Source organism: Agrococcus citreus, assembly GCF_039527715.1.
Lineage (GTDB): Bacteria > Actinomycetota > Actinomycetes > Actinomycetales > Microbacteriaceae > Agrococcus > Agrococcus citreus.
In genome coordinates this window covers 225,564-250,924 of record NZ_BAAAKK010000001.1, presented here as the reverse complement: position 1 = coordinate 250,924, position 25,361 = coordinate 225,564, and the positions used below count along the sequence as shown (strand labels likewise).

Here is a 25,361-nt window from a genome sequence, read left to right as displayed (position 1 = left end):
GCCTTCCTCTCAGCCCGGCGCACCGGACTCCCGTGATGCCGCCAGTCTAGCCCGGGCACGCGGATGCCGCGCGTACGCTGGAGGGATGCAGCGCATCCGATCGTTCGTGGCCATCGGCGACAGCTTCACGGAGGGCGTGGGCGACGAGCTGCCCGACGGGAGCGTGCGCGGCTGGGCCGACTTCGTCGCCGCGGGGCTCGCGACCGCGCAGGGCGAGCCCGTGCAGTACGCCAACCTCGCGATCCGCGGCCGCAAGCTCGCCGGCATCCTGCACGAGCAGCTCGACGCGGCGATCGCCCTCGCGCCCGACGCGATCAGCATCAACGGCGGCGGCAACGACATCCTGCGCCCGAAGGTCTCGATCGACCACGTGGGCGAGCGCCTCGCGGCCGCCGCGCACCGCATCGCCGACGCGGGCATCCGCCCGATCATGCTCTCGGGCGGCAACCCGAGCGCCGTCATGCCGCTCGGCGCCGCGATGCAGCGCCGCGGCGACGCGCTCGCCCGGGCGGTCGTCGCCCGCACGGGCGACCTCGACGCGCCCTACGTCGACAACTGGTCCGACGTCGAGCTGCGCAGCCCGCGCTTCTGGTCGAACGACCGCCTGCACCTCAACGCGGCGGGGCACGCGCACGTCGCGCGCAACGTGCTGCGCGCGCTCGGCTTCGAGGCGCCGGCCGGCTGGCGCGACCTCACAGGCGCGAGCACCGCCGAGGGCCGCCGTGACCTCGCGTACTACCGCGAGTTCGTGCTGCCGTGGCTCGGGCGCCGGTTCACGGGCCGCTCCTCGGGCGACGGCCGCGACCCGAAGCTGCCGCAGCTCGTCGAGGTGCAGCCGCTCGCGTAGCGGCTCGGGCGCCCGGCTCGGGCGCCCGGATTAGTGGCGGTTCGTCGTCACGAAGTCGATGAGCTCCTCGACGCGCGCGAGCAGCGCCGGCTCGAGGTCGTTCCAGTCGCGCACGCGCGAGCGGATGCGCTGCCACGCGCGCCCGACGTCCTCCTGCGAGTCGTGCGGCATGCCCAGGCGCCGCAGGGTGCCGCGCTTCCAGTCCTCGCCCCTCGGCACATCCGGCCACGCCTCGATGCCGAGCCGCGCCGGCTTGATCGCCTGCCAGATGTCGATGAACGGATGCCCGACGATGCGCACGTGCGCGCCGTGCGGCCCGCGCAGCACGGCCTCGGCGATGCGCGTCTCCTTCGAGCCGCGCACGAGGTGGTCGAGCAGGATGCCGAGCCGGCGCTCGGCGGTGGGCGCGAACTCCGCGACGATGCCCGCGAGGTCGTCGGCGCCGTGCAGCGGCTCGACGACGACGCCCTCGACGCGCAGGTCGTGGCCCCAGACCTGCTCAACGAGCTCGGCGTCGTGCACCCCCTCGACGAGGATGCGGCTCGGCAGCGCGACGCGCGCCCGCACGTCGGCGACGGCGCGCGATCCCGAAGCGGTGCGGGTCGCCGCCTGCTGCTTGGCCGCCGCGGGCACGAGCTCGACCTCGACGCCGTCGACGAAGAAGCCGCGACCGAGCGGGAACGCCCGCACCTTCGCTCGCCGATCCTCGAGGTGCACGTTGCCCGTCTCGACCCGCACGACGGCGCCGACCCAGCCGTCGTGCCGCTCGACGACGAGGCCGCGCTCAGCGGGCACGCGCTTCGGCGGCACCGGCGCGCGGGCGGCCTTCGCCTCCGGCGAGAGCACGTCGCCACCCCAGGCATCCCAGTCGAAGCGGTTGTCGTTCGGCACCGGCCGAGCCTACGCGGCGGGTCGCGAGCGGCGGTCGAGGCGCGCGGCTGTGTGCGGTCGCCGTCAGCCGCGCAGCTGCGCGATCGCCCGCAGGGTCGCGACGTCGCCCTGCACGAGGATCCGCGTCACGACCGACTCCTCCCAGCGCGCGAGCCCGTCGCGGATGCGCTCGATCGACCCGATGAGCGCGATCTCGTCGACGAGCCGGGTCGGCACCGCGGCGATCGCCTCGGCCTTGCGACCGGCGAGGTAGAGCTCCTGGATCTGCAGGCACTCCGCCTCGAACCCGAGCCGCGCGACGGCGTCGAAGTGGAAGTTCGCGCCCTTCGCGCCCATGCCGCCCACGTAGAGCGCGATCATCGGGCGCAGCCGGTCGGCCGCGGCCTCCAGGTCGTCGTCGACGACGATCGGCACCGGCACCGACACCTCGAACGCGTCGGCGCCAGGCAGGCTCGGGTCGCGCCGGGCGAAGCCCTCGGCGAGCAGCGCTCGCGCGTCTGCGTCGCTCGCCGGCGAGAACAGGAACGGCAGCCAGCCATCGGCGATCTCGGCGGCGAGCGCCGTGTTGCGCGGGCCCTCGGCCGCGAGGTGGATGGGGATGTGCGGTCGCACCGGGTGGAGGGTCGACATGAGCGGCTTCCCGAGGCCCGTCGTGCCCTCCCCCGACCGCGGCAGCGGCAGCTGCGGCCCGGGCGCCGTCACGGGCGCCTCGCGAGCCATGATGCTGCGCAGGATGGCGACGTACTCGCGGGTGCGGGCGAGCGGCTTCGGGAACGGCTGCCCGTACCACCCCTCCACGACCTGCGGACCGCTGATGCCGAGCCCGAGGATGACGCGACCGCCCGAGAGGTGGTCGAGCGTCATCGCGGTCATCGCCGTCGACGCCGGCGTGCGCGCCGAGAGCTGCGCGATGCCGGTCGCGAGCTTGATGGTCGAGGTCGACGCGCCCCACCACGCGAGCGGGGTGAACGCATCCGAACCGTACGCCTCCGCCGTCCACACCGAGTCGAAGCCCAGCCGCTCCGCCTCCTGGATCGCCTCGAGCGCGCCAGCGGGCGGGCCGGCCTTCCAGTAGCCGAGCATGTAGCCGTAGTCCATGCCCCGATCGTGGCAGACCCCGCGCGCCGAGCCGTCGCCGTTGTGGCTCTCCGACCAGGCGCGCGGCGCGCTGGCAGTCGGCATCCGTAGGCTCGAGCCATGGACCTCCGCATCTTCACCGAGCCCCAGCAAGGCGCCTCCTACGACGAGCTGCTCGCGATCGCGCAGCGCACCGAGCAGCTCGGCTTCGACGGCTTCTTCCGCTCCGACCACTACCTCCGGATGGGCGACGGCGACCCCGGCTACGGGCCGACGGATGCTTGGACGACGCTCGCGGGGCTCGCTCGCGACACCGAGCGGGTGCGGCTCGGCACGCTCGTGTCGTCGGTCACATACCGGCTGCCCGGGATCCTCGCCGTGCAGGTCGCGAACGTCGACCAGATGTCGGGCGGCCGCGTCGAGCTCGGGCTCGGCACCGGCTGGTTCGCCGAGGAGCACGCCGCGTTCGGCATCCCGTTCCCGCAAGCGCGCTTCGACCTGCTCGAGGAGCAGCTCGCGATCGTCACCGGGTTCTGGGAGACGCCGGTCGGCGCCCGGTTCTCGTTCGAGGGCGAGCACTATCGGCTCGAGGACGCCCCCGCACTGCCGAAGCCCGCACAGGAGCGGCTGCCGGTCATCGTGGGCGGTCTCGGCGAGCGGCGCACACCGCGCCTCGCGGCGGAGTTCGCCGACGAGCACAACCTGCCCTTCCCTGCCCTCGACCGCATCCGACCGCTCTTCGCCGCGCTCGATCGCGCGATCGAGCGCGAGGAGCGCACGCGGCCGATCGTGCGCTCGGCAGCCCTCGTGGCGGTCGTCGGCGACGACGAGGCGATGTTCGCGCGCCGTGCCGCCGCGATCGGGCGCGAGCCGCAGGAGCTGCGCGAGCACGGCATCGCGGGCAGCCGTGCCGAGGTCGAGGACCGCATGGGCGAGCTCGCCGACTCGGGCGTCGAGCGCCTGTACCTGCAGGTGCTTGACATGACCGACCTCGACCACCTCGACGAGATCGCGGCCTTCACGGGACTCAACGCGGTCTGAGCACGCCCGCCCCCGCGCGGGCCGGCGTTCGTGCTCCGGGCACGCAAGAGGGGGCTGCCCGCAGGCAGCCCCCTTCGCGTGCGTCAGAAGATCAGGCGCGCGAGCGGCCGCGGTTCTTCGTGACGAGGCCCCAGATCAGCAGCACGATGATCGCACCACCGATCGCGAAGACCCACGCGAGCGGCTCGAAGAAGCTGTTGTAGATGTCGAGGTTGAAGATGCCGCCGGCGATCCAGCCGCCGAGCATGGCGCCGACGACGCCGAGGATGAGCGTGACGAGCCAGCCGCCACCCTGCTTGCCGGGCAGGATCAGCTTTGCGAGTGCACCGGCGATGAGGCCGAAGATGAGGAAGACGAGGAATCCCATGTGAGTGATCCTTCCGTGTCGCGACGGGACATGGTGTGGCCCCGCCGTGCCCCCGCGCTCTGCGGGGTCGGGAAAAGCGTACCCCGATTCATTGAGAATTCCTGGGAAGTTGCCTGATCACCGTGCGGCTCGCTCGAGTACTATCCCGCGCACTCGCGCGGCGTCCGCCTGGCCCCGCATCGCCTTCATCACGGCGCCGATGACCGCGCCCGCCGCCTGCACCTTGCCGTCGCGGATCTTCTGCAGCACGTCGGGCTGCGCGGCGAGCGCCTCGTCGACGGCCGCGATGAGCGCCGACTCGTCGGTGACGACCTGCAGCCCGCGAGCCGCGGCGACCTCGCTCGGGCTGCCCTCACCTGCGATGACGCCCTCGAGCGCCTGGCGAGCGAGCCGGTCGGTGAGCGTGCCCTCGTCGATGAGCCGCTGGAGCTCTGCGACGTACGCGGGCTGGACGAGCGTCTCCGCCTCGACGCCGCGCTCGTTCGCGACGCGCGCGATCTCGCCCGTCCACCACTTGCGCGCGACCTGCGGCGTCGCGCCGGCCGCCACGGTCGCCTCGACCAGGTGCAGCATGTCGCCGTTCACGACGTCCTGGAACTCGAGGTCGGCGAAGCCCCAATCGGCCTTGAGCCGGCGCCGACGGGCGACGGGCTGCTCGGGCAGCTGCGCGCGCAGCTCCTCGACGAGCTCGCGGCTCGGCGCGATCGGCAGCAGGTCGGGCTCCGGGAAGTAGCGGTAGTCGTCGGCATCCGACTTCGGCCGCCCCGGGCTCGTCGTGCCGGTGTCCTCGTGCCAGTGGCGCGTCTCCTGGATGATCGTGCCGCCGTCGGCGAGGATCGCCGCCTGCCGCTGGATCTCGTAGCGCACCGCGCGCTCGACCGAGCGCATCGAGTTGACGTTCTTCGTCTCGGTGCGCGTGCCGAGCCGCTCCTGGCCGCGGGGCCGCAGGCTCACGTTCGCGTCGCAGCGGAGGTTGCCGCGCTCCATGCGCGCCTCGGAGATGCCGAGCGAGAGCACGATGTCGCGGATCGTCGCGACGTAGGCCTTCGCGATCTCGGGCGACGAGTGCTCGCCGCCGAAGATGGGCTTCGTCACGATCTCGACGAGCGGCACGCCCGCGCGGTTGTAGTCGACGAGCGAGTACTCGGCGCCCTGGATGCGGCCGGTGGCGCCGCCGACATGCGTGAGCTTGCCGGCGTCCTCCTCCATGTGCGCGCGCTCGATCGGGATCGCGATCTGCCGGCCGTCGGCGAGCTCGATCTCGACGGAGCCCTCGAACGCGATCGGCTCGTCGTACTGCGAGATCTGGTAGTTCTTCGGCGTGTCCGGGTAGAAGTAGTTCTTGCGCGCGAAGCGGCTCGAGGTGGCGATCTCGCAGCCGAGCGCGAGCCCGAGCGAGATCGAGTAGCGCACGGCCAGCTCGTTCACGACCGGCAGGCTGCCCGGCAGCCCGAGGCTCAGCGGGTCGATGAGCGTGTTCGGCTCGACCTCGTGGAAGTCGGGATGCGCGGGGTTGGGCGCGGCGGAGAACATCTTCGTGCGCGTGCCGAGCTCGACGTGCACCTCGAAGCCCATGACCGGCTCGAAGAGCTCGAGCGCCCGGTCGAAGTCCATCAGCTTGTCCTTCATCGCGTCGCCTCCGTCAGCTTGGTTCCTGAGGAGCCGGCGGAGCCGGCGTCTCGAAGGGCCGGTGCCTTCGTGGTGAGGATGCCGCCCCACCGCTCGGCGAGCAGCGCCTCGATGGCGGCGCCCGCGCGGTACAGCCGCTCGTCCTCGAACATCGGCGCGAGGATCTGCAGCCCGACGGGCAGCCCGTCGTCGCCGAGCCCCATCGGCAGCCCCATGCCGGGGATGCCCGCGAGGTTCGCGGGGATGGTCGTGATGTCGTTCACGTACATCGCGAGCGGGTCGTCGAGCTTCTCGCCGAGCTTGAACGCCGTGGTCGGCGCCGCGGGGCTGATGAGGAGGTCGGCCTGCTGGAACGCAGCGTCGAAGTCGCGCTGGATGAGCGTGCGCACCTTCTGCGCGGAGCCGTAGTACGCGTCGTAGTAGCCCGCGGAGAGTGCGTAGGTGCCGAGGATGATGCGGCGCTTCACCTCGGCCCCGAAGCCGGCCTCGCGAGTCGCCGCCATGACGTCCTCGACCGTCTGCCCGGGCTGCTCGACCCGCAGGCCGAAGCGCACGGAGTCGAAGCGCGCGAGGTTGCTCGACGCCTCCGCCGGCAGGATGAGGTAGTACGCGGCGACCGAGTACGCGAACGACGGGCACGAGACCTCGACGACCTCCGCCCCCGCATCGTTCAGCACCTGCACGGTCTCGCGGAAGCGCGCCTGCACGTCGTCGGCGATGCCCTCGGCGTCGAGCTCCTTGACGACGCCGACGCGGACGCCCGCGAGGCTCCCCGACGCGGCGCCCTCGCGGGCCGCAGCGGTGAACGACGGCCACTCGCGCTGGAGGCTCGTGGAGTCGTGCGGGTCGTGCCCGCCGATGATGTCATGGATGAGCGCCGAGTCGAGCACCGTGCGCGCGACGGGGCCGACCTGGTCGAGGCTCGAGGCGAGCGCGATCGCGCCGTAGCGGCTCACGCCGCCGTAGGTGGGCTTGACGCCGACCGTGCCGGTGACCGCCGCGGGCTGGCGGATCGAGCCGCCGGTGTCGGAGCCGAGCGCGAAGGGCGCCTCGAACGCGGCGACCGCGGCCGCCGAGCCGCCGCCGGAGCCGCCCGGGATGCGCTCGGTGTCCCACGGGTTGCGCGTGGGTCCATAGGCGGAGTGCTCGGTCGACGAGCCCATGGCGAACTCGTCCATGTTCGTCTTGCCGAGGGCGACGAGGCCGGCCGCCTTGAGGCGAGCGACGACGGTCGCGTCGTAGGGCGGGATCCAGCCCTCGAGGATGCGCGAGCCCGACGTCGAGGGCATGCCGATCGTGCAGAGCACGTCCTTGATCGCGACGGGGGCGCCCGCGAGCGGGTGCAGCTCCTCGCCCGCGGCACGTCGCTCGTCGATCGCGCGCGCCTGCTCGAGCGCGCCGTCGTTGACGTGCAGGAAGGCGTGGATCTCGCCGTCCACCGCCGCGATGCGGTCGAGGTGCGCCTGGGTGGCCTCGACGCTCGAGACGTCGCCGGCGGCGAGCAGTCCCGCGAGCTCGTGGCCGGCGAGGCGGGTGAGGTCGGCGCTCACTGCTCCTCCCCCAGGATGGCCGAGACGCGGAAGCGCTCGCCGTCGTGGCTCGGGGCGCCGGCGAAGGCCTGCTCGTGCGTGAGCGTCTCGCCGACGGCGTCGTCGCGCAGCACGTTCGTGAGCGGCACGGGGTGGCTCGTCGCCGGGACGTCGTCGCCGGCGATCTCGCGGACGGTGGCGATCGCGTCGACGATGGCGGAGAGCTCGGTCGTGAGGCTCGTCACCTCGTCGTCGGTGAGCGCGATGCGAGCGAGTCCAGCCAGGTGCTGGACCTCCTCGCGAGTGATCTCGGACATGCGTCTCCTCCTCGGCGGCGGGGGTTCGCTCAATCCTACGGCGGCGCCCGGGCCGCCCCTGCCGCTACGAGGTGGACAGCAGCGCCCACACGGCGAGCGCCTCGAGGGCGAGCGCCGCGCCGAGGCACCACCAGCGGAGGTCGGCGGCGATCGCGAGCGCCTCCCGCACGATCGCGCCCGGGCGGTAGGAGGGGCGGGTCCAGGCGCCGACGACCGTGCCCTGCATGCCCGCCTCGGCGAGCAGCCCCGCGGTGCGGTAGGCGTGGTACTCGCTCGTGACGACCGCGAGGGGCGCCCGCACGAGCGGCCGCGAGAGCCGCAGGTTCTCGCGCGTCGTCGTCGATGCCTCCTCGAGGTCGATGACCGACGCCGGCACGCCGAGCTGCCGCTCGAGGTGCTCGGCCATCGCCGACGCCTCGGTGCGCACCTCGTCGGCGCCCTGGCCGCCCGAGACGACGATCCGCGCATCCGGTTGATGCTCGAGCGCTGCGCACCACACCTGCGCGCCCCGCTCGACGCGGCGGCGCAGCAGCGGCCCGACGTCGCGGCCGCGGAGCCCCGCCCCGAGGATCAGCACGGTGGCGGGCACGGGCGCGCGCTGCGCGAGCCGGGCGTGCAGCAGCATCGCGAGCGCGAGCACCCCCACCCCGAGGCCCGCGATCCAGAGCGGGAGCGCGAGCAGCAGCGCCGCCCGGGCGAGCGCGGGGTCGATCGCCGCGGCCACGACGATCGCGACCGCGAGGAGCGCGATGCCGGCACCGAGGGCCGCGATGAGCCAGTCGACGTGCCGCACGCGCACGAGCCGCGGCAGCATGAGCGCGTGCCAGAGCGAGGCGCCGCCGAGGACCGCCGTCGCGACCGTCGCCGCGGCGACGAGACCCGCCCAGCCGCCCTGCTCGAACGGCATGTCGAGCCAGCCGGCGACGGCCGGCCGCAGCACGCGGGCGAGCAGCACGGTGCCGGTCGCGACGAGCATCGTGGCCCAGAGCGCGGACGCGAGCACGCGCATCCGCCCCGTCATGCCCACGCTCAGCACCCTAGCCGCCGCGAACGCCTGGGCCGTCCGGTACCGCCGTGCGGGTGCGGGCCGACGCCACCCGCAGATCGGTGCAGGTGCTCGACGTGCGGACCGATCGCCGCTCGATGCGCCTTGCGCGGTGCTCGAACGTGTGTTCGAATGGGTGCATGCGGTGGGAGGGACAGACGGCTACGCACGTCGACGCGGATGCGCTGCCCGGGCTCGAGGAGCGCGGCAGCGTGCTCGAGTCGTGGCCGACGCCCGGGTTCGACGGGGCGTCGTTCCTCGAGGTGACGGCGAAGAGCGCGCTCAACCACGTCGCCGGCGACGGCTTCATGGGCGGCGCCTGGACGATCAACCCCTACCGGGGCTGCCAGCACGCGTGCCGCTACTGCTTCGCCCGCAACACCCACACGTACCTCGACCTCGACGCGGGGGCCGACTTCGACTCGCGCATCGTCGTGAAGGCGAACATCGTCGAGGTGCTCGAGCGCGAGCTCGCCGGCGCGCGCCGCGACGTCGATGCTGTGCAGCTCGGCACGAACACCGACCCGTACCAGCGCGCGGAGGGCCGCTACCGGCTCATGCCCGGCGTGCTGCGCGCGCTCGCCCGGCATGGCGCCTCGATCTCGATCCTCACGAAGGGCACGCTGCTGCGGCGCGACCTGCCGCTGCTCGCATCGATCGCTCGCGACGTGCCCGTCTCGATCGCGATGTCGATCGCGATCTTCGACGACGAGCTGCAGCAGCAGGTCGAGCCCGGCACGCCGACGACGCGCTCGCGGCTCGAGACGGTGCGCGCCGTGCGCGACGCCGGGCTCGACTGCGCGGTCTTCGCGATGCCGATCCTGCCCGGCCTCACCGACACGCGCGCCCACCTCGAGACGGCCTTCGCGGCGATCGCCGACGCGGGGGCGACGAGCGCGATCGCGAGCGCGCTGCACCTCCGACCGGGCGCTCGCGAGTGGTACCTCGCGTGGCTGCGCGCCGAGCACAGCGAGCTGCTGCCGCTCTACGACCGCATCTACCGCGACGAGCGCGGCCGGTTCGGCTCCTACGCCCACCCCGACTACCGCTCGTGGCTGCGCGACCGCATCCGACCGCTGCAGCGCAGCCACGGCCTCGGTCGCACGGTCGTCGCACCCGGCACCGGCATCTCGGCGGTCGCGCCGAGCAATCGCGCGAAGGAGGGCAACCGCGCGAAGCGGCTGCCCAGCACGTCCGGCGAGTCGATGCTCGCGGCGGCGACGCTCTTCTAGACCGCCTCGACGAACGCGCGGATGCGTGCCGAGCAGTCCGGGTGGTCGATCACGCGATGGCCGTGGCCCGGCAGCACCTCATGCACGGCGCCGAGCCCGACGAGCGCGGCCGCGACCTCCTCGTACTCCTCGTTCCAGCCGCCGGTGAGCACGAGCGTCGGCGTCTCGCGGATCGCCGCCGCGTCGACCGGATGCCGCCACGGCGCGCCGTGGAGTCGGGAACGCTTCGAGGACCGCAGCTCGCTCGCCGTGACCGCGGTGCCGATGTCGTGGCCGTCGAGCGCGAGCATGAACGCGCGCTCGAACGTGGCGTCGGTGAGCGTCGCGTCGAGGTAGATCGGCTCGAGCCGCTCGATGAGGCGCGCGGTCGCCGGCCGGTCGGCCGAGAGCTGGAAGAGCGCGGGCTCGATGAGCACGAGGGCGCGCGGCGGCTCCATCGAGCTCGCCATCGTCGCGACCACGCCGCCGTAGCTGTAGCCGACGATCCCGTCGGCGTCGCTCGCCCGCAGTGCGAGCGCGTGCGCACCGGCGGCGACGTCGCCGACCGCGGGCTCCTGGTCGCCGTAGCCGGGCAGCACGGGGAACGCGGCGCCCGGGAACGCGGCCGCCTGCTGCGGGAACGCCTGCCGACCGACGTGGCCGGAGCCGTGCACGAACACGAGCCGGAGGTCTCGCGCGCTCACGCGAGCGGGAAGCGATCGTGCTCGTCGAGCGTCAGCAGGTCCTCGAGGAATCCGAGGTTCCCGTCGGGCTCCGACTCCACGTCCTCCGTGAGGTGCCACGTGCCCCACTCGAGCTTCATGTACGTGAGGGCGAGCGGCCATGCCTCCCGCTCCTGCGCCGTGAGCGGGCACTCCGCGACGTAGGCGTCGCGGAACGCTGCCCACTCCTCGCCGCCCAGGGCGCTGCCGCCCGCCCCGGCATGCTCGAGCGGGAAGAGCAGCGCCGAGAGCGCGAGGTCGAGCACGCGCGGCGCGAGCGCCGCATTCTCGAGGTCGACCATGAGCGCCCCCGCGTCGTCGAACAGCACGTTCGCCGCGCGCAGGTCGAGCGAGACCGGTGCGAGCGTCACGTCGGCGGCCCGCATCCGCTCGAGCGTCTCAGGGAAGGCCTCGAGCTGCGCGACCCATCGGCTCGTGTCGGCGGCCGGCCAGTGCGTCGCGGCCGAGTCGCGCAGCGCCTCGATGTCGTCGTCGACCGACGACCGCTCGGCGCTGCCCCACTCGAAGCCGGGGAAGCCGTCGATCACGACGCCCGTCGAGGCGGCGTGCATTCGGCCGAGCAGCGTGCCCGCGGCGGCGAGGTCGGCAGCGCCGCCGTCCCACGGCCGTCCCGACAGCAGCGGGTACGCGACCCACACCTCGCCGTCGATCTCGACGGCCGCCGTGAGTGGCGCGACCGTGCGGATGCCTCGGGCGACGAGCGTGCGCTGCCAGGCATCGAGCGGTTCCGGGCTCCCCCACGTGCGCTTCACGACGGCCGCGACGGGCGCGTCGCCGCCGTGCACCTCGGCCCGCCAGACGTCGCTCCACGGCGAGAGCGACTCCCCATCGTGGATCGTGAGCGTGTCGCCGAAGGCGACCTGGACCTCGTCTCGAGCTGCCATGCCCGCGACCCTACGCCCGCGGCCTCGTCGCGCGCTCGCCGCTCAGCGCGTCGGCCAGCCCCAGGCCGGCTGATCGAGCAGCCCCTCGCGGCCCGCGACGACCGTCTGCCCGTGCTCCTTCTCGAGCTCGATGCGCGCGCCGTCGAGCGCATCCGCGAGGCCCGCGTGGTGCGTGACGACGAGCACTTGGGTCTGCTCGGCGGCGCGGCGGATGAGCGCGGCGAGCGGCGCGAGCAGCGCCGAGTGCAGGCTGCGCTCCGGCTCGTTGAGCACGATGAGGCTCGGCCGCTCGACCGACGTGAGCGCGGCGAGCAGCAGCAGGAACTGCAGCGTGCCGTCGGAGAGCTCGTCGGCGCCGAGCAGCCGCAGGATGCCCGGCTGCCGCAGCGCCGGGGCCATGCGGCCGTCGACGCCGACGATCTCGAGCTCGGAGCCGTCGAACGCGTCGGCGACCGCGCGCCGGATCTCGCGCTCGAAGCCGGCCTCGATCGATGTCTGCAGCACCGCCCCGAGGTTGGCGCCGTCGTCGTCGAGCCGGGGGCTGCGCGTGCCGACCTGCGACCTCCGGGCCGGCGCGCCTGCGTCGGTGCGGAACGCGTCGTGGAACCGCCATCCCCGCATCGTGCGCCGCACGCCCGCGATCTCGGGGGCATCCGCAGCCCCCGCGTGCTCGTCGAGGAGCGAGCTCCACGGCGCCATCCCACGCGTGAGCTCGCGCCGCCCGTCGTCGCCGCGCACGTGCACGACCGCTCCCCGCCGCTCGACGAGCATGCTCGCCGGCCGCGGCTGGAGCCCCGCGAAGACGTGCTCCTGCTTGATGTCGGGATCGCGGTCGAAGCGGCTGTCGGAGGGCACGGGCAGCCCCAGGTCGATCGCGTAGCCGAGCCCGTCGGCGGCGCCGAAGCCGAGGCGCAGCGCCACGGGCCCCGAGCGCACGAGCCCCTCGGTCGGCGCGCCCTCGCGCACCGCTCGCGAGATGCGCTCCGGTCCCGCCCAGCGCACCGCGTCGAGGCCGCCATCGGTCGCGAGCTCGCCGACCGCGCGCGCCTGGCCGGCCGCCGCGAGCAGCCGGAGCGCGCGGTAGAGGCTCGACTTGCCGGTGCCGTTTCGGCCCGTCACGACCGTGAGCGGCGCGAGGTCGACGACGAGCGAGCGGATCGAGCGGTAGCCCTCGATCGCGAGCCGGTCGATCACGCGCCGAGCAGTCCGCGCGCGTACGCGGCTTGGCCCGCGTGCTGGACGTCGTCGTCGATGATGCTCACGAGGCGCACGCCGAGCGTCACGGGCGGATCCCACGCGTCGTCGACGACGCGATCGAGGTCGGCGTCGGTGAGCGTGCCGAGGTAGCGCAGCGTCGCCGCGTGGACGGCGTCGAGGTAGCCGAGCAGCGCGTCGACCGACTCGGGCCGCACGGCCCGCACGTCGTCGGTGTCGTGGCCGTAGCCGGTGTCGTCGGCGTCGGGCTCGAGCCCGAACCGCTCGGCCCAGCCGCCCTCGAGGTAGACCTGCTCGGTGCCGGCGACGTCGGCGATCTGCGCGTCCTGGCCGCGCGCGAGGTGCCACACGAGCCAGCCGATCGGGTTGGCGCCGGGCGCCGGCGCGGCGACGAGCTGCTCGGGCGAGAGCCCGTCGAGCGCGCGTCGAGCGGTGTCGGGGATGCGCGAGCACGACTCGGTGAGCACGGCGATCGCGTCCATCAGGCCTTCCCCTCCGCAGCAGCCTCGGGCACGACGTGCGGGAGCGCGTCGGGGCCCTGCTCGACGAGCACGCGGAACTGCGCCGCGTCGAGGATGCGGATGCCGAGGTCCTCGGCCTTGCCGAGCTTCGATCCCGCGCCGGGACCGGCGGCGACGAAGTCGGTCTTCTTCGACACGCTCGACGCGGCCTTGCCGCCGGCGGCGATGATCGCCTCTTGCGCGCCCTCGCGGGTGTAGCCCTCGAGCGTGCCGGTCGCGACGACCGTGATGCCGGCGAGCACGCCGCCGCGCTCCGCCGCCGCGCCGGGACCGGGGTGGTCGGGCGTCGCGAACCGCACCCCGGCATCCCGCCACGCCTGCACGATGTCGCGATGCCAGTCCACGGCGAGCCACTCGATGACCGCGTCGGCGATGATCGGTCCGACGCCCTCGACCTGCGCGAGCTCCTCGGGCGAGGCTGCCTCGATCGCCGCGAGCGAGCCGAACCAGTCGGCGAGCGCGCGCGCCGCGACGGGGCCCACGTGCCGGATGTTGAGCGACACGAGCTGCCGCCAGAGGTCCTTGGTCTTGGCGCGCTCGAGCTCGGCGAGCAGCGTCTCGGCCTGCTTCGACGGCTGCGGCCCCTCGGCGCCCGCCTTCCGCTCGGCCGCGGTCGCGAGGCGCTGGAAGGGCCGGCGCACGACCGGCTCGCCCGACTCGTCGAGCTTCGGCTGCCCGGTCTCGCCGTCGCGCACGACGACCTCGATCGGCACGAGCGTCTCGAGCGTGAGCGCGAACAGCCCCGCCTCGGTCGCGAGCGGCGGCGTCGCCGGCACACTCGGCTGCGTGAGCGCCGCGGCGGTCACCTCGCCGAGCGCCTCGATGTCGAGCGCCCCGCGGCTGCCGATGTGCTCGACCCGGCCGCGCACCTGCGCGGGGCAGTCCTTCGCGTTCGGGCACCGCAGGTCGACGTCGCCCTCCTTCATCGGCCGCAGGGTCGTGCCGCACTCGGGGCAGCCTTGCGGCATCACGAACGCGCGCTCCGAGCCGTCGCGGAGCTCGATGACCGGGCCGAGCACCTCGGGGATGACGTCGCCCGCCTTGCGCAGCACGACCGTGTCGCCGATGAGCACGCCCTTGACGCGCACGACGTCCTGGTTGTGCAGCGTCGCCTGCCGCACGACGGAGCCGGCGACCTGGACGGGCTCCATGTTGGCGTAGGGCGTCGCGCGGCCGGTGCGGCCGACGCTCACGACGATGTCGAGCAGCTTCGTGTGCACCTCCTCCGGCGGGTACTTGTAGGCGATCGCCCACCGCGGCGCGCGCGAGGTGATGCCGAGCTCGTCGTGGAGCGCGAGCTCGTCGACCTTGACCACGATGCCGTCGAGCTGGTGCTCGACCGAGTGGCGCCGCTGGCCGAACCGCTCGACGTAGGCGACCACCTCGTCGATGCCCTCGAGCACCTCGACGTGCGGGCTCGTCGGCAGCCCCCACTCGGCGAGCAGCCCGTACACCTCGCTCTGCGCACGCACGGGCGGATCGGGCCACGCGCCGAAGCCGTGCACGTACATCGCGAGCGCGGTGATGCGCTCCTCGCCCGCCTCGCGCTCGAGCCCGCTCTTCTTCTCGAGCTGCTGGCGGAGGCCGCCCGACGCGGCGTTGCGCGGGTTCGCGAACGCCGGGAAGCGCTTCGCCGCGCGGTCGGCCGCCCGCTCCTCGTCGAAGTCGCCGCGGCTCGCCGCAGGTCGGCGCTCCCACTTCGCGCGATCCTCCTCGACCGAGCGGCCGCGGAGCTCGGCCTGCAGCGCGTTCAGCCGCTCGAAGGCCTCGACCGGGATGAACACCTCGCCGCGCACCTCGACGAGCGGCGGATGCCCGGTGCCGGCCAGGCGCTCCGGCACGCCCGCGACGCGCACCGCGTTCGTCGTCACGACCTCGCCGACGCGGCCGTCGCCGCGCGTGGCGGCCGAGGTGAGCACGCCGTGCTCGTAGCGCAGCGCGATCGCGAGCCCGTCGATCTTCAGCTCGGTCAGCCACGCGATCGCGCGTCCGGCCGAGGTCTCGGCCTTCGCGCACCACTGCCGCAGCTCGTCGACCGAGAAGACGTTGTCGAGGCTCAGCATCCGCTCGCGGTGCTCGATCGTCGGCAGGCCGCCGCCCGCGCCGCCCTGCACCGTCTGGGTCGGCGAATCCTGGCTCTGCAGCTCGGGGTGCGCCCGCTCGAGCTCGTCGAGCTCGCGCACGAGCGCGTCGTAGGTCGCGTCGTCCATGAGCGAGACGTCGCGGTCGTAGTAGGAGGCGCTCGCCTCCTCGATCCGGGTGCGCAGCTCCTGCGCTCGGGCGTTCGCGTCGCTGAGGATGTCGCCCTCGATTCCCACCATGCCCCCATTGTGCACTCAGGCACTGACGGCATCCTGGCGCCGCGGGGTCCTGAGCCCCAGCTGTCCGTCTCCAGAGGAATGCACAGCAGAGGGCCAATCCGAGTCGGTCGAGGCTCCGAACACCGATCGACACCTTGTGCGCCACCTTGGCGCGCAGGCCGGAGACGGCCCACACAGAAGGAGGAGTCATGACTCAGTCCCCCAACCGCCTGGTCGCCACGATCTTCGGCGCCGTCTACCTGCTCGTCGGCGTGCTCGGCCTCTTCGTCGCCGGCGGCAACGTCGTCGGCGAGGAGGGCGGCCTGCTGCTCGGCGTCTTCCAGGTCAACCACCTGCACAACATCGCCCACCTGCTCATCGGTGCCGCGCTGCTCATCGCCGGGCTGCGCAGCACGCCGGCCGCGAAGGCGACGAACACGACCGTCGGCGCCGTCTACCTGCTGCTCGGCATCGTCGGCTTCTTCATCGTGGACACCGCGCTCAACATCCTCGCCCTCAACACGGCCGACCACTACCTGCACCTCGCCTCGGCGATCGTGCTGCTCGGCGTCGGCCTCGCGCTCGACCGCCGCACGACCACCGCTCGCGCGACGGTCTAGGACATGACCGCGCTGACCCGGATGTGGGGTGCCGTGGCAGCGCTCGGCGCGGCGCTCATCGCCGTGGCGGTGGGCGCCGCGGCCGTGCCGTGGCTCGCGGTGCCGATGCTCGCGGCCGGCGCTGGCCAGGCCGCGGTCGCGGTCGCCGCACTGCGCGGCACCCGCTGGCCCGCGTGGGTCGTCGTCACCCCGCTCGCCCTGCCGACGCTCCTCTGGCTCGGCGCGCTGCTGGCATCGCCGCCAGCCGCGGCCTCGCTCCCGTTCGCGCCGCTGCTCGCCGAGTCGGCGCTCGCGCTCGGCACGGCGGCGCTGCTGCTCGTCCGACGCGGCGACACGGAGGAGCCGCGCCCGCTGCTCGCGGTGCTGGGTTTGCTGACCTCCGCGGCCGCCGTCGCGGTCGTCACGACCCTGGCGCTCTCGGGCACCCACGCGGGCGAGTTCGCGCAGCCGCACGGCGAGCACGGCATCGTCGAGACCGAGCACGCCGGGCACTGAGCACGTCGCGCGCTGAGCCCATCGGGCGCTGAAGACGTCGGGCACCGAGCCGCGGCCGCTCGGCCGCGCGACGAGGTCGAGCGCTACGCCGCGACGACGTCGGCCGCGACCGTGCGGTCGATCGTGCACTGCCCGAGCACGCGCGTGCCGAGGTACAGCACCGCCGACTGCCCGGTCGCGACGCCGCTGAGCGGCTCGATCGGCTCGATCACGAGCTCGGCGCCCTCCATGCGGGCGCGCGCGGGCACGGGGTCGGCGTGGGCGCGGATCTGCACCTCCACGTCGAGCCCCTCGGCGAGCCGCGGATGCGCGGCACCGGCGTGCGAGATGCGCGTGCCGGCCAGCCGGGCGACGGCGAGGGCCTCCTTCGGCCCGACGACGAGCTGCCGCGTCGACGGCTTCACCTCGAGCACGAAGCGCGGCCGGCCGTCGGGCGAGGGCACGCCGAGCGAGAGGCCGCGCCGCTGCCCGACCGTGTAGCCGTGCACGCCCTCGTGCGCGCCCACGACGGTGCCGTCGCGGTCGACGATCTCGCCCGAGTCGGTGCCGAGCCGCTCGGCCAGGAAGCCGCGGGTGTCGCCGTCGGGGATGAAGCAGATGTCGTGGCTGTCGGGCTTCTGCGCGAGCAGGAAGCCGCGGTCGGCGGCCTCGGCCCGCACCTCGGCCTTCGAGGGCGTGTCGGCGAGCGGGAACCAGCAGTGCTGCAGCTGCGCGGCCGTGAGCACGCCGAGCACGTACGACTGGTCCTTCGCCCAATCGGCGGCGCGGTGCAGCTCCGGCCCATCCGGGGTGTGCTCGACGCGCGCGTAGTGGCCCGTGACGACGCGGTCGAAGCCGAGCCCGATCGCGCGGTCGAGCAGCGCCTCGAACTTGATCTTCTCGTTGCAGCGCAAGCACGGATTGGGAGTGCGGCCCGCGGCGTACTCGTCGACGAAGTCCTGCACGACGTCGCCGTGGAAGCGCTCCGAGAAGTCCCACACGTAGAAGGGGATGCCGAGCCGGTCGGCGACGCGGCGCGCATCCATCGCGTCCTCGACGGTGCAGCAGCCGCGGCTCCCGGTGCGGAGCGTGCCCGGCATGCGGCTGAGCGCGAGGTGCACGCCGACGACCTCGTGCCCGGCGTCGACCGCGCGCGCGGCGGCGACGGCCGAGTCCACCCCGCCCGACATGGCTGCCAGCACCTTCATGCGATCCACCGCCTCTCCCCTCCAGGCTAGCGAGCCTCAGCGCCTGCACGGCGAACAGTGGCACCCTGGGGACGTGACGGATGCGGAGCCTCGGGACGAGCGGGCGGGAGCGCTGCCCGTCTCGGTCGTGATCCCCGTGCTCGACGACGCGACGGCGCTGCGCCGCTGCCTCGAGCGCCTCGCCGCACAGACCGTCGCACCGCTCGAGGTCGTCGTCGTCGACAACGGCTGCGTCGACGACTCCGCGGCGGTCGCGCGAGCGGCGGGCGCGCGCGTCGTGCAGGAGCCCGTGCGCGGCATCCCCGCTGCCGCGGCGCACGGCTACGACGAGGCGCGCGGCGCGATCATCGCGCGCTGCGACGCCGACTCGATCGTCCCGGACGACTGGATCGAGCGCATCCGCGATGCCTTCGCCGCCGACCCGTCGCTCGACGGCCTGACGGGACCCGGCCGCTTCCTCGACCTCTCGCCGCGCTGGGCCGCCCTCGCGAGCACCGCCTACGCGATCGGCACGTTCGTCGCGGGCGGCGCCGCGATCGGGAACGTGCCGCTGTGGGGCTCGAACATGGCGGTGCGGCGCAGCGCGTGGCTCGCGGTGTCGGCCCTGGTCGAGCGCATCGACCCGGCGGTGCACGACGACCTCGACCTGACGATGCACCTCGGCCCGCGCGCCCGGATCCGCTTCGACCGGTCGCTGCGCGTCGGCGCCGAGGGCCGGATGTTCCACAGCCGTGCCGCAGCGCACGGTCGCATGCGCGTTGCGATGCGCACGTTCCGGCGCGGCTGGGCGACGGGCGGCTCGGCCGGTCGCCGCTGGGTGCTGCGCGTCGGCGGCCCCGACCTCACGGGCGCTCGGCGATGAGCGGCTTCGAGGCGTGGCTCGCGACGCAGGGGCGGTGGCTGCCCGGCGATGCGCTGCGGGTCGTCGTCGCGCTCTCGGTGCCGCTCGCGGGCGTCGTCGCGGGCGGCCCCTCCGCCGCGGCGATGCTGCTCACCCTCGGCGGGGCGATGGCACTGCGCTTCGTCGGCGTCGGCACGCTGCTCGACATCGGCGGCCAGCTCGTGCTGCTCGCGTCGGCGTGGTTCGCAGTGACCGGCGCGTACCAGTCGGTCACCGGCCTCGACGTCGCCGCGCACCTGGCCAGCGGCGCGGTGCTCGCGCTGCTCGTGCGCCGGCTGCTGCTGCGCCTCGACCTGCTGCCGAGCCAGGGCGGCCGCCGCGCCGCCGTCTCGCGCGTGCTCCACACCGTGAACGCCGTCGTGCTGCTCGGGCTGCTGTGGGAGCTCGGCGAGTGGGCGGGCAACGCCTGGTTCTCGCCCGAGATCGGCGTCGGCTACGAGGACACGCTCGTCGACCTCGCCGCCGACGGCCTCGGGGCGCTCGCCGCCGCGCTGCTCGCCGAGCGCTCGAGCGCGCGCGATCGACTCCCGGCGGGGTCGCGCTCGCGCTGAGTCAGAGCGAGCGCGCGCGGGCGACCGCGTGCGGCAGCGCGGCGAGCAGCGCGTCGACGTCGGCCTCGGTCGTCGAGCGGCCGAGCGAGAGCCGCAGTGGCGCCGCGCCCGTGACGCCGCACGCGCGCACGACGTGCGACTCGCGCGCGACGCCCGCGGAGCACGCGGAGCCGTTCGAGACGGCGAACCCCGCCTCGTCGAGCAGGAACTGCAGCGACTCGCCCTCCGCGCCCTCGACGACGAGGTGCGCGATGTGCGGCAAGCGGTCGTCGGCGGCGAGCACGCGGATCCCGGGGAGCGCGACCGCACGACCCAGGATGCGGTCGGTCAGCACGCGCAGACGCGTCGCCTCCGCGTGGAGCTCGGCGAGCGCTTCCTCCGCGGCGAGCGCGAACAGCGACGCGCCGAGCGCGTCCTGCGTGCCCGAGCGCAGCCCGCGCTGCTGCCCACCGCCGTGGTGGAGCGCCTGGATCCGCGCGTCGCGGCGCACGACGAGCGCGCCGACGCCGTGCGGACCGCCGAGTTTGTGGCTCGCGACGCTCATGAGCGAGGCGCCGGTGTCGGCGAACCGCAGCGGCACGTGCCCGAACGCGCCCACGGCGTCGAGGTGCAGCGGCACGCCCGCGCGCGCCGACGCATCCGCCACCGCCGCGACCGGCTGCATCGAGCCGAGCTCGTTGCTCGCGACGAGCATGGTCGCGACCGCCGCGGCGGGCTCGCCCTCGAGCGCCGCTGCGAAGGCGGCCACGTCCGTCACGGCGTGCGCGTCGACCGGCACCCACCGGACGGGCGCGCCCTGCCGCTCGAGCCACTCGACCGCGTCGAGGGTCGCGTGGTGCTCGGCGACCGGCACCACGAGTGCGGGCGGGACCGCGGCGGTCTCTCGCGCCGCCCACCACGCGCCCTTGAGCGCGAGGTTGATCGACTCGGTGCCGCCGGAGGTGAGCACGACCTCGGTCGGGTGCGCGCCGAGCGCCGCGGCCAGGCGCTCCCTCGCATCCTCGAGCACCGCTCTCGCGCGCTGCCCAGCGCGGTGCGTCGAGGCCGGGTTCGCGAGCGGCTCGGCCTCGGCGAGCGCGCGCCGCACCGAGTCGCGCATCGGCGTCGCCGCCGCGTGATCGAAGAGCCGCTGGCCGAGCGGCCCACCGGGCGGCCGGTCGGCGGGCTGGTGATCGGGCGCGTGCATGCTCCCCTACATTAGAGCGCGTGGCGGATGCAGCGGAGCGAGCGAGAGGCATCCAGCGCACCGCCACCGGGCACCGCCTCACGGTCTGGTCGCAGCACGCGACGAGCATGGAGCTGCGGATCTTCGATCGCCACGACCCCGACTGGCTGCTCCAGTCGATCCCGATGGAGCGCGAGGGCGACGACTTCACGATCGACTCGCCCCTGCTCGAGGTGGGCACCCCCTACGCCGTCGGCGTCGACGGGCCGCGCGGTCCGCGCCACGCCTTCGATCCCCACCGGCATGCCGTGCCGCCGCACGCGCGCGGCATCGTGCGCACCCCGCACGGCCAGCATCGAGCGACCGTCGTCGACCCGGGCTTCGACTGGGCCGGCATCGCGCGGCCGGTCGTGCCCGCCGATCGACGGGTGATCTACGAGGCGCACGTCAAGGGGCTCACGAAGCTGAGCCCGCACCTGCCGCCGGAGCTCCGCGGCACCTATGCGGGCCTCGCGCATCCGTCGACGATCGGGTACCTGCACGACCTCGGCGTCACGACCGTGCAGCTGCTGCCGATCCACCTGTTCGTCTCGGAGCAGCGCCTCATCCAGCAGGGCCGCGTGAACTACTGGGGCTACAACACGCTCAGCTGGTTCTCGCCGCACGGCGCCTACGCCTCGCGCGGCGCGCAGTTCGACGGCACCGGCGGGGTGCTCCGCGAGGTCAAGGGCATGGTCCGGCTGCTGCACGAGGCGGGGCTCGAGGTCTTCCTCGACGTCGTCTACAACCACACGTCCGAGGAGGGCGCCGACGGCCCGCCGTCGAGCCTCCGGCTCATCGACAACGCCTCCTACTACCGGATGTCGGACGACGGCGCGCTCATCGACTTCACCGGCTGCGGCAACACGGTCGACTTCGGCGTGCCCGCCGCGCAGGAGCTCGTGCTCGACTCGCTGCGCTACTGGCACCAGGAGGTGCAGGTCGACGGCTTCCGCTTCGACCTCGCGCCCGTGCTCGGTCGCGGTGCGGACGGCGCGTTCGACCCCGGTCACCCGCTGCTCCAGCGCATCCTGAGCGACCCGCAGCTCGCGGGGGCGACGATGATCGCCGAGCCGTGGGACATCGGCCCCGACGGCTGGCAGACCGGCAGGTTCCCCGACGGCTTCGGCGAGTGGAACGACCGCTACCGCGACACCGTGCGGCAGTTCTGGCTCGGCGACTACCGCTCCTTCCGGCAGGGAGGCGAGGGCGCGACGGGCGTCGGGCCGCTCGCGCACGCCGTCTCGGGCTCCGAGGGGCTCATCGCGACCGAGCGCGGACCGCTGCAGAGCGTCAACTTCGTCACCGCGCACGACGGCTTCACGCTCGCCGACCTCGCGCGCTACGACTCGAAGCACAACGAGGCGAACGGCGAGGGCAACCGCGACGGCGCCGACGACAACCGCTCCTACAACCACGGCGTCGAGGGGCGCACCGACGACGACGCCATCCAGGCCGACCGCCGCAAGTCGATGCGCAACGCGCTCGGCACGCTGCTCGTCTCCGCCGGCGTGCCGATGCTGACGATGGGCGACGAGTTCGGTCGCACCCAGCGCGGCAACAACAACGCGTACTGCCAGGACTCGGCACTGACGTGGATGCGGTGGGAGCGCAAGGACTGGCAGGACGCGTTCCTGGCGCAGACGCAGAGGCTGCTGCAGCTGCGCCGCGAGCACCCGGCGCTGCGGCCGCTCGAGTACGGGGCGACCGGCCAGCGGATGGCCGGCTCCTCGGGCCTCGAGTGGTTCAACGCGGCCGGCGGGCGCATGACGATCGACGACTGGGACCACTCGCACGACCGGACGATGCAGATGCTCGCCGAGTCGACGCCCGACGAGGAGGCATACTCGCGCGTGCTCGTCGTCTTCCACGGCTCACCGCGCGACACCCTCGTGACGACGCCGCGACCGGACGGCGCGACCGCGCTCGAGCTGCTGTGGGACTCGGCCGCCGACCACCCGGACGAGGAACGCGTCGCGCCCGGCGACGCGGTGCCCATCACGACGATGAGCATGCGCGTCTACGCGGTGCACGGCATGCCGGCCGCGGGCGCGCCTGCGGCGACGGCGATGCGCGTGCGCACCCCGCCGTCGCCGCCGACGCCCTAGGACTCGCTCGCGCAGCAACGCCCGGCGCTCTCGCGAGCGCCGGGCGTTGTCGTGCGTATGGGGCGTCAGCCTCGCGGGTAGGCAACGAGGCCGAGCTCGGCCTCGGACGCGAGCATCGCGTGCCGCGGCACGACCCGCACGGTGTAGCCGAACGTGCCGGCCCGCTCCATCGGGATCCCCGACTCGAAGCGCGTCGCGTCGCCCTCGTGGCCCGCCTCGTCGAGGCGGAACGTGCGCGTGCGCAGCAGGTCGCCGTCCTCCGAGACGGTGCCGGCGACGACCTCGACCGCGACGTCGTCGGGCGAGAGCGAGCCGAGGTGCACGAACGCGCGCACCCGGACCTCGTCGCCGATGATGGGCGGCGAGTCGACGCCGTCGACCTCGACGTGCCGCACGTCGACGCCGCCGAAGACATCGCGCATCCGCTGGGTCCAGCTCGCGAACTCGCGCGCACCGCGGGCGTCGTCCGCCGCGGCGGCCGCTGCCGCCTTCGCCGCGGGCGTGTAGAGCCGGTCGACGTACTCGGCGAGCATGCGCTCGGCCGAGAGCTCCGGGCTGAGCGTCGCGAGCGTGTGGCGGATGGAGTCGATCCACGCCGTCGGCAGCCCGCGCTCGTCGCGGTCGTAGAAGCGCGGCGCGACCTGGTGCTCGATGAGCTCGTAGAGCGCGTTGGCCTCGAACGCGTCACGCTCGGCGGCATCCATGTGGTCGTGCGCCGACGGGATCGCCCAGCCGTTCTTGCCGTCGAAGTACTCCTCCCACCAGCCGTCGAGGATCGACAGGTTGAGCGAGCCGTTGAGCGCCGCCTTCATGCCGCTCGTGCCGCACGCCTCGAGCGGGCGGAGCGGGTTGTTGAGCCACACGTCGCAGCCCGGGTAGAGCGTCTTCGCCATCGAGATGTCGTAGTTCTCGAGGAAGACGATGCGGCCGCGCACGTCGGGCTCCTGCGTGAACCGCACGAGCTCCTGGATGAGCTCCTTGCCCTGCTCGTCGGCGGGGTGCGACTTGCCGGCGATGACGAGCTGCACGGGGCGCTCGGCGTTCGTGAGGATCGAGCGCAGCCGGTCGCGGTCGTGGAGCATGAGCGTGAGGCGCTTGTACGTCGGCACGCGACGCGCGAAGCCGATCGTGAGCACGTCGGGGTCGAGCATGGTGTCGATCCAGCCGGGCACGACGCCGTCGTTGCGCTCGTGCTTGCGCCGGGTCCGCTCGCGCGCCTCCGCCACGAGGTGGCCACGCATCTCGCGGCGCACCGACCAGAGCGTCTCGTCCGAGAGCGACTCCGAGGCCCAGTCGCAGCGCGCGGTGTCGAGCGTGCCGAGCTCGCGCTCGGCGAGGTGCTTGAGCACGGGCGAGGTCCAGGTGGGCGCGTGCACGCCGTTCGTCACCGAGGTGATCGGCACATCCCGCACGTCGAAGCCGGGCCAGCGCGACTGGAACATGCTGCGCGACACCTTGCCGTGCAGCTTCGAGACGCCGTTGGCGCGCTGCGCGATCGAGAAGCCGAGCTGCGCCATGTTGAAGATCGTCGGGTCGGCCTCGCGACCGAGCGCGAGGACGCGGTCGACGTCGACGCCGGGCACGAGGTCGTTCGTGAGGTGCCGTCGCACGAGCTCGACGTCGAAGCGGTCGATGCCGGCGGGCACGGGCGTGTGCGTCGTGAAGACGGTGCCGGCGCGGACGAGCTGCAGCGCCTCGTCGAACGAGAGCCCCGCGCCGATGAGCCGGGAGATGCGCTCGATGCCGAGGAAGCCGGCGTGGCCCTCGTTGGAGTGGAAGACGGCGGGCGCGGGCGCGCCGGTCAGCTCGCTGTAGACCGCGAGGGCGCGCACGCCGCCGATGCCGAGCAGCAGCTCCTGCTGCAGGCGCAGCTCGCCGCCGCCGCCGTAGAGGCGCTCGCCGACGCTGCGGAGGTCGGGGTCGTTCTCGTGGATGTTCGTGTCGAGCAGCAGCAGCGGCACGCGGCCGATCGTCGCGACCCAGATGCGCGCGTGGAGCGTGCGGCCGCCCGGTAGCGCGAGCGAGACCGTCGCGTGCACGCCATCCGGGTTGCGGAGGATCGTGAGCGGCAGCCCGTCGGGGTCGAGCACGGGGTACGACTCCTGCTGCCAGCCCTCGCGCGAGATCGCCTGCTTGAAGTAGCCCGACTGGTAGAAGAGGCCGACGCCCACGATGGGCACGCCCAGGTCGCTCGCGGCCTTGAGGTGGTCGCCCGCGAGGATGCCGAGGCCGCCCGAGTACTGCGGGAGCGCGCTCGTGATGCCGAACTCCGGCGAGAAGTAGGCGATCGACTCGGGTGCGTCCTCGAGCGACTGGTACCAGCGCGCCTGCGACAGGTAGTCGTCGAGGTCGTCCGCGAGCGCGTCGACGCGCGCGACGAACGCGTCGTCGTCGGCGAGCTGCTGGATGCGCTCCGTGCCGACCCAGCCGAGCAGCTGCACGGGGTCGTGACCCGTGGCACGCCAGCCGTCGAGCGAGATCTCCCGGAAGAGCTCCCTCGTGGGCTCGTGCCACGACCAGCGCAGGTTCGAGGCGAGCGCCTCGAGCCTGCCGAGGCGCGTCGGGAGGGAGGTGCGGACGGTGAACTTGCGGATCGCTCTCACACCCACAGAGCCTAGCGGCGACCTGCTTCCCTCCTCGCCGCTCGCAGGGAGGCTCGCTAGGTTTGTGCCGTGGCG

23 protein-coding genes are annotated in these 25,361 nt (G+C 73.8%); 8 read left to right on the top strand and 15 right to left on the bottom strand.

Annotated features, from left to right (window positions below):
- The first annotated feature begins 85 nt into the window (after positions 1 to 85).
- Positions 86 to 847, top strand: a complete 762-nt coding sequence (locus ABD106_RS01205; RefSeq protein ID WP_343916506.1) for an SGNH/GDSL hydrolase family protein — start codon at positions 86 to 88, stop codon at positions 845 to 847.
- A 30-nt stretch (positions 848 to 877) separates the two neighbouring features.
- Here the strand turns inward: ABD106_RS01205 and ABD106_RS01200 are convergent, their stop codons facing one another.
- Both ABD106_RS01200 and ABD106_RS01195 read right to left on the bottom strand, forming a co-directional pair.
- Complete coding sequence (locus ABD106_RS01200) at positions 878 to 1,738, bottom strand: DUF3097 domain-containing protein (RefSeq protein ID WP_425545697.1); 861 nt, start codon at positions 1,736 to 1,738, stop codon at positions 878 to 880.
- 63 nt (positions 1,739 to 1,801) lie between these two features.
- Positions 1,802 to 2,836, bottom strand: coding sequence for an LLM class F420-dependent oxidoreductase (locus ABD106_RS01195; RefSeq protein WP_343917838.1), 1,035 nt, complete (start codon positions 2,834 to 2,836; stop codon positions 1,802 to 1,804).
- 99 nt (positions 2,837 to 2,935) lie between these two features.
- Here ABD106_RS01195 and ABD106_RS01190 point away from each other — a divergent pair, with 99 nt between their 5' ends.
- Positions 2,936 to 3,856, top strand: a complete 921-nt coding sequence (locus ABD106_RS01190) for a TIGR03560 family F420-dependent LLM class oxidoreductase (RefSeq protein WP_343916504.1) — start codon at positions 2,936 to 2,938, stop codon at positions 3,854 to 3,856.
- 91 nt (positions 3,857 to 3,947) lie between these two features.
- Here ABD106_RS01190 and ABD106_RS01185 read toward each other — a convergent pair whose 3' ends face one another.
- From ABD106_RS01185 to ABD106_RS01165, 5 genes are all read right to left on the bottom strand, one after another.
- Positions 3,948 to 4,223: a GlsB/YeaQ/YmgE family stress response membrane protein gene (locus ABD106_RS01185; RefSeq protein ID WP_343916502.1), complete on the bottom strand. Its 276-nt coding sequence runs from the start codon at positions 4,221 to 4,223 to the stop codon at positions 3,948 to 3,950.
- A 117-nt stretch (positions 4,224 to 4,340) separates the two neighbouring features.
- Positions 4,341 to 5,852 (bottom strand): Asp-tRNA(Asn)/Glu-tRNA(Gln) amidotransferase subunit GatB, encoded by a 1,512-nt coding sequence (gatB, locus tag ABD106_RS01180; protein WP_343916501.1) that lies wholly within the window; start codon positions 5,850 to 5,852, stop codon positions 4,341 to 4,343.
- Positions 5,849 to 7,402, bottom strand: coding sequence for an Asp-tRNA(Asn)/Glu-tRNA(Gln) amidotransferase subunit GatA (gene gatA / locus ABD106_RS01175; RefSeq protein ID WP_343916500.1), 1,554 nt, complete (start codon positions 7,400 to 7,402; stop codon positions 5,849 to 5,851). The genes gatB and gatA overlap by 4 nt, the downstream gene beginning before the upstream one ends.
- On the bottom strand, positions 7,399 to 7,698 hold the full coding sequence (gene gatC, locus ABD106_RS01170; RefSeq protein ID WP_343916498.1) for an Asp-tRNA(Asn)/Glu-tRNA(Gln) amidotransferase subunit GatC: 300 nt from the start codon (positions 7,696 to 7,698) through the stop codon (positions 7,399 to 7,401). Before gatC ends, gatA begins: the two co-directional genes overlap by 4 nt.
- A gap of 64 nt (positions 7,699 to 7,762) precedes the next feature.
- A complete protein-coding gene (locus ABD106_RS01165; RefSeq protein WP_343917836.1) occupies positions 7,763 to 8,719 on the bottom strand; it encodes a YdcF family protein in 957 nt (318 codons plus the stop codon).
- Between the two features lie 164 nt (positions 8,720 to 8,883).
- Here ABD106_RS01165 and ABD106_RS01160 point away from each other — a divergent pair, with 164 nt between their 5' ends.
- Positions 8,884 to 9,975 carry an Rv2578c family radical SAM protein gene (locus ABD106_RS01160; protein WP_343916496.1) on the top strand — a complete coding sequence of 364 codons (1,092 nt, stop codon included), beginning with the start codon at positions 8,884 to 8,886 and terminating at the stop codon, positions 9,973 to 9,975.
- Here ABD106_RS01160 and ABD106_RS01155 read toward each other — a convergent pair.
- Genes ABD106_RS01155 through ligA form a run of 5 tightly spaced genes read right to left on the bottom strand, consistent with a single transcriptional unit; the run spans position 9,972 to position 15,638 of the window.
- Positions 9,972 to 10,658: an alpha/beta hydrolase gene (locus ABD106_RS01155; protein WP_343916494.1), complete on the bottom strand. Its 687-nt coding sequence runs from the start codon at positions 10,656 to 10,658 to the stop codon at positions 9,972 to 9,974. The two genes, ABD106_RS01160 and ABD106_RS01155, sit on opposite strands and share 4 nt — an antisense overlap.
- Positions 10,655 to 11,581, bottom strand: a complete 927-nt coding sequence (locus ABD106_RS01150) for a phosphotransferase enzyme family protein (protein ID WP_343916492.1) — start codon at positions 11,579 to 11,581, stop codon at positions 10,655 to 10,657. The genes ABD106_RS01155 and ABD106_RS01150 overlap by 4 nt, the downstream gene beginning before the upstream one ends.
- Positions 11,582 to 11,623: 42 nt before the next feature.
- Positions 11,624 to 12,775: an AAA family ATPase gene (locus ABD106_RS01145; protein WP_343916490.1), complete on the bottom strand. Its 1,152-nt coding sequence runs from the start codon at positions 12,773 to 12,775 to the stop codon at positions 11,624 to 11,626.
- On the bottom strand, positions 12,772 to 13,278 hold the full coding sequence (locus tag ABD106_RS01140; protein ID WP_343916488.1) for a mycothiol transferase: 507 nt from the start codon (positions 13,276 to 13,278) through the stop codon (positions 12,772 to 12,774). The genes ABD106_RS01145 and ABD106_RS01140 overlap by 4 nt, the downstream gene beginning before the upstream one ends.
- Positions 13,278 to 15,638, bottom strand: coding sequence for an NAD-dependent DNA ligase LigA (gene ligA, locus ABD106_RS01135; RefSeq protein ID WP_343916486.1), 2,361 nt, complete (start codon positions 15,636 to 15,638; stop codon positions 13,278 to 13,280). Before ligA ends, ABD106_RS01140 begins: the two co-directional genes overlap by 1 nt.
- 188 nt (positions 15,639 to 15,826) lie before the next feature.
- On the opposite strand from ligA, the gene ABD106_RS01130 reads away from it, so the two are divergent.
- Entirely contained in the window at positions 15,827 to 16,237 is a 411-nt protein-coding gene (locus tag ABD106_RS01130) for a DUF4383 domain-containing protein (RefSeq protein ID WP_343916484.1), read from the top strand.
- Between the two features lie 3 nt (positions 16,238 to 16,240).
- Positions 16,241 to 16,732: a hypothetical protein gene (locus ABD106_RS01125; RefSeq protein ID WP_343916482.1), complete on the top strand. Its 492-nt coding sequence runs from the start codon at positions 16,241 to 16,243 to the stop codon at positions 16,730 to 16,732.
- Between the two features lie 83 nt (positions 16,733 to 16,815).
- Here the strand turns inward: ABD106_RS01125 and mnmA are convergent, their stop codons facing one another.
- On the bottom strand, positions 16,816 to 17,919 hold the full coding sequence (mnmA, locus tag ABD106_RS01120) for a tRNA 2-thiouridine(34) synthase MnmA (RefSeq protein ID WP_343917834.1): 1,104 nt from the start codon (positions 17,917 to 17,919) through the stop codon (positions 16,816 to 16,818).
- A gap of 73 nt (positions 17,920 to 17,992) precedes the next feature.
- Between mnmA and ABD106_RS01115 the strand changes: the two genes are divergently transcribed.
- A complete protein-coding gene (locus tag ABD106_RS01115; RefSeq protein WP_343916480.1) occupies positions 17,993 to 18,781 on the top strand; it encodes a glycosyltransferase family 2 protein in 789 nt (262 codons plus the stop codon).
- Positions 18,778 to 19,371 (top strand): DUF2238 domain-containing protein, encoded by a 594-nt coding sequence (locus tag ABD106_RS01110; protein ID WP_343916478.1) that lies wholly within the window; start codon positions 18,778 to 18,780, stop codon positions 19,369 to 19,371. Before ABD106_RS01115 ends, ABD106_RS01110 begins: the two co-directional genes overlap by 4 nt.
- A 1-nt stretch (position 19,372) precedes the next feature.
- Here the strand turns inward: ABD106_RS01110 and ABD106_RS01105 are convergent, their stop codons facing one another.
- Complete coding sequence (locus ABD106_RS01105) at positions 19,373 to 20,557, bottom strand: cysteine desulfurase family protein (RefSeq protein ID WP_343916476.1); 1,185 nt, start codon at positions 20,555 to 20,557, stop codon at positions 19,373 to 19,375.
- Positions 20,558 to 20,577: 20 nt separating this feature from the next.
- Between ABD106_RS01105 and glgX the strand changes: the two genes are divergently transcribed.
- Positions 20,578 to 22,683: a glycogen debranching protein GlgX gene (gene glgX, locus ABD106_RS01100; RefSeq protein WP_343916474.1), complete on the top strand. Its 2,106-nt coding sequence runs from the start codon at positions 20,578 to 20,580 to the stop codon at positions 22,681 to 22,683.
- 65 nt (positions 22,684 to 22,748) lie between these two features.
- Here the strand turns inward: glgX and glgP are convergent, their stop codons facing one another.
- Positions 22,749 to 25,286 (bottom strand): alpha-glucan family phosphorylase, encoded by a 2,538-nt coding sequence (gene glgP / locus ABD106_RS01095; protein ID WP_343916473.1) that lies wholly within the window; start codon positions 25,284 to 25,286, stop codon positions 22,749 to 22,751.
- Positions 25,287 to 25,361: the final 75 nt, after the last annotated feature.

Coding starts and splice junctions, on each gene's coding strand:
- ABD106_RS01205 (WP_343916506.1), top strand. CDS start 86: ATGCAGCGCATCCGATCGTTCGTGGCCATCGGCGACAGCTTCACGGAG.
- ABD106_RS01195 (WP_343917838.1), bottom strand. CDS start 2,836: ATGGACTACGGCTACATGCTCGGCTACTGGAAGGCCGGCCCGCCCGCT.
- ABD106_RS01190 (WP_343916504.1), top strand. CDS start 2,936: ATGGACCTCCGCATCTTCACCGAGCCCCAGCAAGGCGCCTCCTACGAC.
- ABD106_RS01185 (WP_343916502.1), bottom strand. CDS start 4,223: ATGGGATTCCTCGTCTTCCTCATCTTCGGCCTCATCGCCGGTGCACTC.
- gatB (WP_343916501.1), bottom strand. CDS start 5,852: ATGAAGGACAAGCTGATGGACTTCGACCGGGCGCTCGAGCTCTTCGAG.
- gatC (WP_343916498.1), bottom strand. CDS start 7,698: ATGTCCGAGATCACTCGCGAGGAGGTCCAGCACCTGGCTGGACTCGCT.
- ABD106_RS01165 (WP_343917836.1), bottom strand. CDS start 8,719: ATGACGGGGCGGATGCGCGTGCTCGCGTCCGCGCTCTGGGCCACGATG.
- ABD106_RS01160 (WP_343916496.1), top strand. CDS start 8,884: ATGCGGTGGGAGGGACAGACGGCTACGCACGTCGACGCGGATGCGCTG.
- ABD106_RS01150 (WP_343916492.1), bottom strand. CDS start 11,581: ATGGCAGCTCGAGACGAGGTCCAGGTCGCCTTCGGCGACACGCTCACG.
- ABD106_RS01140 (WP_343916488.1), bottom strand. CDS start 13,278: ATGGACGCGATCGCCGTGCTCACCGAGTCGTGCTCGCGCATCCCCGAC.
- ligA (WP_343916486.1), bottom strand. CDS start 15,638: ATGGTGGGAATCGAGGGCGACATCCTCAGCGACGCGAACGCCCGAGCG.
- ABD106_RS01130 (WP_343916484.1), top strand. CDS start 15,827: ATGACTCAGTCCCCCAACCGCCTGGTCGCCACGATCTTCGGCGCCGTC.
- ABD106_RS01125 (WP_343916482.1), top strand. CDS start 16,241: ATGACCGCGCTGACCCGGATGTGGGGTGCCGTGGCAGCGCTCGGCGCG.
- mnmA (WP_343917834.1), bottom strand. CDS start 17,919: ATGAAGGTGCTGGCAGCCATGTCGGGCGGGGTGGACTCGGCCGTCGCC.
- ABD106_RS01110 (WP_343916478.1), top strand. CDS start 18,778: ATGAGCGGCTTCGAGGCGTGGCTCGCGACGCAGGGGCGGTGGCTGCCC.
- ABD106_RS01105 (WP_343916476.1), bottom strand. CDS start 20,557: ATGCACGCGCCCGATCACCAGCCCGCCGACCGGCCGCCCGGTGGGCCG.